3 protein-coding genes and 1 pseudogene are annotated in these 7,193 nt (G+C 45.3%); all 4 read left to right on the top strand.

The genetic code is table 11. From position 1 onward, the window contains the following. Positions 1 to 135 precede the first annotated feature (135 nt). Complete coding sequence (locus tag ACT8YW_RS21055) at positions 136 to 1,770, top strand: BNR-repeat neuraminidase N-terminal domain-containing protein (RefSeq protein WP_444107048.1); 1,635 nt, start codon at positions 136 to 138, stop codon at positions 1,768 to 1,770. 153 nt (positions 1,771 to 1,923) lie between these two features. After that, positions 1,924 to 4,518: a beta-mannosidase gene (locus tag ACT8YW_RS21050; RefSeq protein WP_444107047.1), complete on the top strand. Its 2,595-nt coding sequence runs from the start codon at positions 1,924 to 1,926 to the stop codon at positions 4,516 to 4,518. A 34-nt stretch (positions 4,519 to 4,552) separates the two neighbouring features. Further along, positions 4,553 to 6,877 carry a glycoside hydrolase family 20 protein gene (locus ACT8YW_RS21045; RefSeq protein ID WP_117514853.1) on the top strand — a complete coding sequence of 775 codons (2,325 nt, stop codon included), beginning with the start codon at positions 4,553 to 4,555 and terminating at the stop codon, positions 6,875 to 6,877. Further along, positions 6,877 to 7,193: pseudogene (locus tag ACT8YW_RS21040) on the top strand (beta-N-acetylhexosaminidase); the annotation flags it as partial. The gene ACT8YW_RS21045 and the pseudogene ACT8YW_RS21040, both read left to right, overlap by 1 nt.

Here is a 7,193-nt window from a genome sequence, read left to right as displayed (position 1 = left end):
CAAGAGCCAGAACGGTGGTCAGAGTATTGACTAGTCCTACCAGAACTTGGTAAAATGAAAGTTAACTGTTTGCATAGCTGTATTATGGTAGAAAAGTTTTATCTTTATCGCGTTAAACTAACTAATACCCCCATTATGAGAAGAATTTTTTATTTACTTTTCCTTGTCTTATTAGGCTATTCTTTTGACGTAAAAGATTCAGACACAGTATTTATCCATGAAACACAAATCCCGGTTTTGATAGAGCGGCAGGACAATGTTTTGTTCTATATCCGGTTGGATGCAAAGGAAAGCAAGATGCTCGATGAAGTAGTTTTAGATTTCAGTAAAAGTACCAATTTAGCGGATGTTCAGGCAATCAAACTCTATTATGGAGGAACAGAGGCCTTACAAGATCAAAACAAAAATCGCTTTGCCCCTGTAGAGTACATATCCAGCCATCGACCGGGTGCGACATTGGCGGCTAATCCTTCCTATTCCATAAAATGTGCAGAGGTCGGACCATCGGAAAAAGTTGTATTAAGAGGTAATTACAATTTATTTCCAGGTGTCAACTTTTTTTGGATCAGTTTGCAGATGAAAACAGATGCCTCTTTGCATACTAAAGTAGTCTCTGATTTACGTGCTGTAAGAGTGGATGGAAAAGAACTCTATTGTAAATCTATTTCTCCGAAGAATATTACTCACCGGATGGCAGTCGGAGTTCGTCATGCCGGTAATGATGGATCTGCTTCCTTCCGTATTCCCGGATTAGTGACAACCAATAAAGGAACATTATTGGGAGTGTACGATGTCCGATATAATAGTAGTGTCGATTTACAGGAATATGTAGATGTGGGTTTGAGTCGTAGCACTGACGGAGGGAAGAGCTGGGAGAAAATGCGTCTTCCGCTTTCATTTGGTGAGTATGGCGGTTTGCCTAAAGCACAGAATGGGGTAGGAGATCCCTCTATTTTGGTAGATACCCAAACGAATACCGTCTGGGTGGTTGCCGCATGGACCCATGGTATGGGTAATCAACGTGCCTGGTGGAGCTCCCATCCGGGAATGGATATAAACCATACCGCACAGCTGGTATTGGCAAAGAGCACAGACGATGGTAAAACATGGTCGAAACCGATCAATATAACAGAGCAGGTAAAAGATCCGTCCTGGTATTTTCTCCTTCAAGGACCCGGACGTGGAATAACGATGAGCGACGGCACATTAGTATTTCCAACGCAGTTTATAGACTCTACCCGTGTTCCGAATGCAGGAATCATGTATAGTAAAGACCGGGGGAAAACGTGGAAAATGCACAATATGGCACGAACAAATACAACGGAAGCACAAGTTGCGGAAATAGAACCGGGAGTATTGATGCTGAATATGCGTGACAATAGAGGAGGAAGCCGGGCTATTGCCATAACGAAAGATTTGGGAAAAACCTGGACAGAACACCCGTCTTCACGTAAGGCACTTCAGGAACCGGTATGTATGGCCAGTCTGATTCATGTCGATGCCAAGGACAACGTTTTGAATAAAGACCTCCTGTTGTTTTCAAATCCGGATACGACTAAAGGGCGCAATCATATAACAATAAAAGCAAGTCTGGATAAAGGACTTACCTGGTTGCCCGAACATCAAATCATGCTCGACGAAGCAGAAGGATGGGGATATAGTTGCCTGACGATGATTGATAAAGAGACAATCGGTATTCTATATGAGAGCAGTGTGGCACACATGACTTTTCAGGCGGTGAAATTAACAGATTTGTTAGGAATGAAATGATAGATATAATAGCGGTTAAACTATCCGATATGATAAAAGAATAAAACCGTATATTTATCGTGGCGTGCAAAAACAACATATTTTGTTAAATTATCAGTGAAATTTGCTGAAAAAATAATATCTTTGAATCCGTTAATATCTAATGCCCCCACTATGATGATTAATTTGATCGGAAAAAAGGCTCAAATAGCATGTGAACTACTATGCTGTTGCAGTATGGCATATGCACAGAGCAATGACAATTCCGAAGTTGTCGTTCTAAATACAGGCTGGGAGTTTTCCCAGGCAGGGACGGAGCTGTGGCGACCGGCACAGGTTCCGGGCATCGTTCATCAGGATCTTATCAACCATAAACAACTTCCCGATCCTTTTTATGGCATCAATGAACAAAAGATTCAGTGGGTGGAAAATGAAGACTGGGAATACCGGACTGCTTTTACAGTTACCCCCGAACAACTGAAACGGGATGACGCCCAATTGGTTTTTGAAGGCCTTGACACATACGCTGATGTATACCTCAATGGAGCACTGTTGCTGAAAGCCGATAACATGTTTGTCGGTTATACCATACCCGTCAAGTCCCAACTCCGTATCGGAGAAAACCTTCTTCACATCTATTTTCATTCCCCTATCCGGCAGACACTGCCTCAATATAACTCGAACGGATTCAACTATCCGGCAGACAACGACCATCACGACAAACATTTAAGCATATTCTCCCGTAAAGCCCCTTACAGCTATGGCTGGGACTGGGGAATCCGCATGGTGACCAGCGGCATCTGGCGTCCGGTGACCATCCGTTTTTATGACGCAGCTTCTATCAGTGACTACCACGTAAAACAACTCGCACTGACCGACCAGCTCGCAAATCTGTCTAATGAATTAGAAATAAACAACATACTCTCCCGGCCACTTCAGGCAGAGGTGAGAATCAATACCTCATTCGAAAGAAGTGCAGAAAAAAGCATCAGCCAGGCAATCACCTTACAGCCCGGAATCAATCATGTTTCCATACCTTCCGAAGTGGCATCCCCCGTACGTTGGATGCCGAATGGATGGGGAAAGCCCGCCCTGTATGATTTCTCCGCTCAAATCATAGTAGAAGATAAAGTCGTAGCCGAGCAATCGCACCGGATAGGACTGCGTACTGTTCGCCTCGTTAATGAAAAAGATAAAGACGGAGAATCCTTCTATTTTGAAGTAAATGGTGTACCTATGTTTGCCAAAGGAGCCAATTACATCCCCCAGGATGCACTCTTGACTAACGTCACTACCGAACGCTACCAAACCTTATTCCGCGACATCCGCGAAGCGAACATGAATGTCATTCGTGTATGGGGAGGTGGAACGTACGAAGATGACCGTTTCTATGACCTGGCAGATGAAAACGGAATACTGGTGTGGCAAGACTTCATGTTTGCCTGCACTCCCTATCCGTCCGACCCCACCTTTCTGAAAAGGGTAGAGGCGGAAGCCTGCTATAACATCCGTCGCCTTCGCAATCATGCTTCCCTGGCGATGTGGTGCGGCAATAACGAAATACTGGAAGCCTTAAAATATTGGGGATTCGACAAGAACTTCCCGCCCGAAATCTATCAGGAAATGTTTCGAGACTACGACAAACTGTTCCATCAGCTCCTTCCAGCCAAGGTTAAGGAACTGGATGCCGACCGTTTCTACATACACAGCTCCCCGTATTTTGCCAACTGGGGGCGTCCTGAATCCTGGGGGATAGGAGACAGCCATAACTGGGGAGTCTGGTATGGTCAAAAAACATTCGAGTCACTCGATACAGACCTGCCCCGTTTCATGAGCGAATTCGGTTTTCAGTCCTTCCCGGAAATGAAGACCATCTCCACTTTCGCCGCTCCGGAAGATTATCAGATAGAATCGGAAGTGATGAATGCTCATCAGAAAAGCAGCATCGGCAACGCCCTGATTCGTACCTACATGGAGCGCGACTATATCATCCCCGAAAAATTTGAAGACTTTGTCTATGTCGGACTAGTACTGCAAGGACAAGGAATGCGTCACGGACTGGAAGCACACCGCCGGAACCGTCCTTACTGTATGGGTACCCTGTATTGGCAACTGAATGATAGCTGGCCGGTAGTATCCTGGTCGAGCATCGACTATTACGGTAACTGGAAAGCCCTGCATTACCAAGCCAAACGAGTCTTTGCTCCAATCCTCATCAATCCTATCCGGCAGAACGACAGCCTCAATATCTACCTGATTTCCGACTGTCCGGACACCAAAGACCACCTGATGTTGGAAATGAAAGTAACAGACTTTGACGGAAAGAAACAAGGCAAGCCTATACAACTCAACACATTGACAGTTCCGGCTAACACTTCCCAATGCGTGTACCGTATAAAAACCGACACCTGGCTATCACCGGAAGAACAGCAACGCTGTTTCATGCAACTGACCCTGAAAGACAAGGCAGGAAACACCCTTGCCGAAACCGTATACTTCTTTAGAAAAACAAAAGACCTGCTTCTGCCTGAAACAACCGTTTCCTGCAAGATGAAACAGAAAGACGGCATGTGTGAACTGACATTGTTTTCTCCCGCTCTTGCAAAAGATGTCTTTATTGAAATTCCTTTGCAGGGAGCCCGTTTCAGCGACAACTTTTTCGACCTTCTTCCCGGAGAACGTAAAACGGTCGTCATCACTTCTCCCCAAATAAAGAAAGGAGAGGAGCTGCCTTTGACAATCAAACATATTCGTGAAACTTATAATTAATCTATTAATAACTTAACACTTAATTTTTTAGTTTATGAAGCAACTCTTTAAATTAACCGGATGTCTGGCACTAGCAGGACTTTTTGCCTCTTGCCAATCGGCGCAACAGGAAGCCAACTACCAGATCATCCCCATGCCACAAGAAATTGTAACCGCTCAAGGAAGTCCCTTCATCCTCAAGAGCAGTGTGAAAATTCTCTATCCGGAAGGAAACGAGAAGATGCAACGCAACGCAAAATTCCTGGCAGACTATCTGAAAACGGCTACCGGAAAAGATTTCGCCATTGAAGCCGGAACAGAAGGTAAAAACGCAATCGTACTGGCATTAGGCACGGAGAACGAAAATCCGGAATCCTACCAGATGAAAGTTACCGGTGACGGAATCACGATTACCGGTCCTACGGAAGCCGGCGTATTCTATGGCATCCAGTCCCTGCGCAAATCATTGCCTGTGGCTGTCGGTGCGGATATTGCCATGCCAGCCGTAGAAATCAATGACGCTCCCCGCTTTGGCTATCGTGGCGCGCATTTCGATACCAGCCGTCATTTCTTTACCGTGGATGAAATAAAGACCTACATCGACATGCAGGCTTTACATAACATGAACCGCCTCCATTGGCATATCACCGACGATCAGGGCTGGCGTCTGGAAATCAAAAAATACCCGAAACTGACTGAAATCGGTGCTAACAGAACAGAAACAGTCATCGGACGTAACTCCGGCGAATACGACGGCAAACCTTACGGTGGATTCTACACTCAGGAACAAGCCAAAGAAATTGTAGATTATGCAGCCGAACGCTACATCACCGTTGTTCCCGAAATCGACCTTCCGGGACACATGCAAGCTGCCCTTGCCGCTTACCCTGAACTGGGTTGTACCGGTGGTCCATACGAAGTATGGAGACAATGGGGTGTATCCGAGGATGTGCTTTGCGCCGGAAACGACCAAGTATTGAAATTCTTGGAAGATGTTTATGGTGAATTGATTGAAATCTTCCCATCACAATATATTCATGTAGGGGGCGACGAATGCCCGAAAGTAAGATGGGAAAAATGTCCGAAGTGCCAGGCACGTATCAAAGCATTGGGATTGAAGTCAGATCAAAGCCACAGCAAAGAAGAACGTTTGCAGAGCTTTGTCATCAACCATATTGAGAAATTCCTGAACGACCACGGACGTCAAATCATCGGTTGGGATGAAATCCTCGAAGGCGGACTTGCTCCGAATGCTACCGTGATGTCATGGCGTGGTGAGAAAGGTGGTATCGAAGCTGCGAAGCAGAAACACGATGTCATCATGACACCGAACACCTACCTGTATTTCGACTACTACCAAGCTAAAGACGTAGAAAACGAACCGTTCGGTATCGGTGGTTATCTGCCCATGGAAAGAGTGTATAGCTACGAGCCGATGCCGGCTTCTCTTACTCCGGAAGAACAGAAATACATCAAGGGAGTGCAAGCCAACCTCTGGACAGAATACATCGCTACCTTCCCGCATGCACAATACATGGTATTGCCTCGTTGGGCTGCTTTGTGTGAAATTCAGTGGTCCAGCCCCGAAAAGAAAAACTATGCCAACTTCCTGTCCCGTCTTCCACAACTGATTAAGTGGTACGATGCAGAAGGATACAATTACGCTAAACACGTATTTGACGTACAAGCCGAGTTTGACCCGAATCCGGCAGAAGGAACAATGGACGTTACCTTGTCTACCATCGACGGTGCCCCTGTTTACTATACATTAGACGGCACAGAACCTACTGCCGCTTCCCCCGTTTACGAAGGAGTATTGAAAATCAAGGAAAATGTAACCCTGTCCGCCAAAGCCATTCGTCCCAACGGCGAAAGCAAGACAGTGACAGAGAAGATTGATTTCAGCAAATCCAGCATGAAGCCGATTGTAGCCAATCAGCCTATCAATGAACAATACCTGTTCAAAGGAGCTTCCACTTTGATAGATGGTCTGAAAGGAAATAGCAGCTACAAGTCAGGTCGTTGGATCGCTTTCAACGGAAACGATATGGATATGACTATCGACCTCCAGCAACCTACTGAAATCTCAAGCGTGGCAATCTCTACCAATGTAGCAAAAGGAGACTGGGTATTTGATGCCAGAAACCTGTCCGTAGAAACTTCAGATGATGGCAAGACCTTCAAAAAGATTGCTTCCGAAGAATATCCGGAGATGAAAGAGACAGACAAAGACGGAATCGTTGAGCATAAACTAACCTTTGCTCCTGTGACCACCCAATACGTGAGAGTCATTGCTTCACCGGAGAAATCACTTCCGGCATGGCATGGAGGAAAAGGTAAAAACGCATTTTTATTTGTAGACGAAATCAAAATTGATTAATGAATATAAGAAAAGAATACCCTAAAGTTTGTCTTTTCTTATGGATATTGGGGATGTGCTTCCATGCACATCCCATTCTGGCACAGTCCGTCATACCTGTCCCATTAAAAATGGAGCAGGGGACGGGCTCTTTTTTACTGTCAGAAAAGACTAAACTTTATACAAACCTGCAAGGTGGAGAAGCGGAACTCTGGGAGAATTACCTGAAAGCATTGCCTGTTCAATTGAAAGAAGCGAGAATGAAAGACAGGAAACAGATGCTTTTCTTATTGATAACCCCCAAGACCCCCCAATTGCCATCACCGGAAAGCTATAC

Source organism: Bacteroides sp., from assembly GCF_052357945.1.
GTDB lineage: Bacteria > Bacteroidota > Bacteroidia > Bacteroidales > Bacteroidaceae > Bacteroides.
This window is presented reverse-complemented; position numbering and strand designations above follow the sequence as displayed.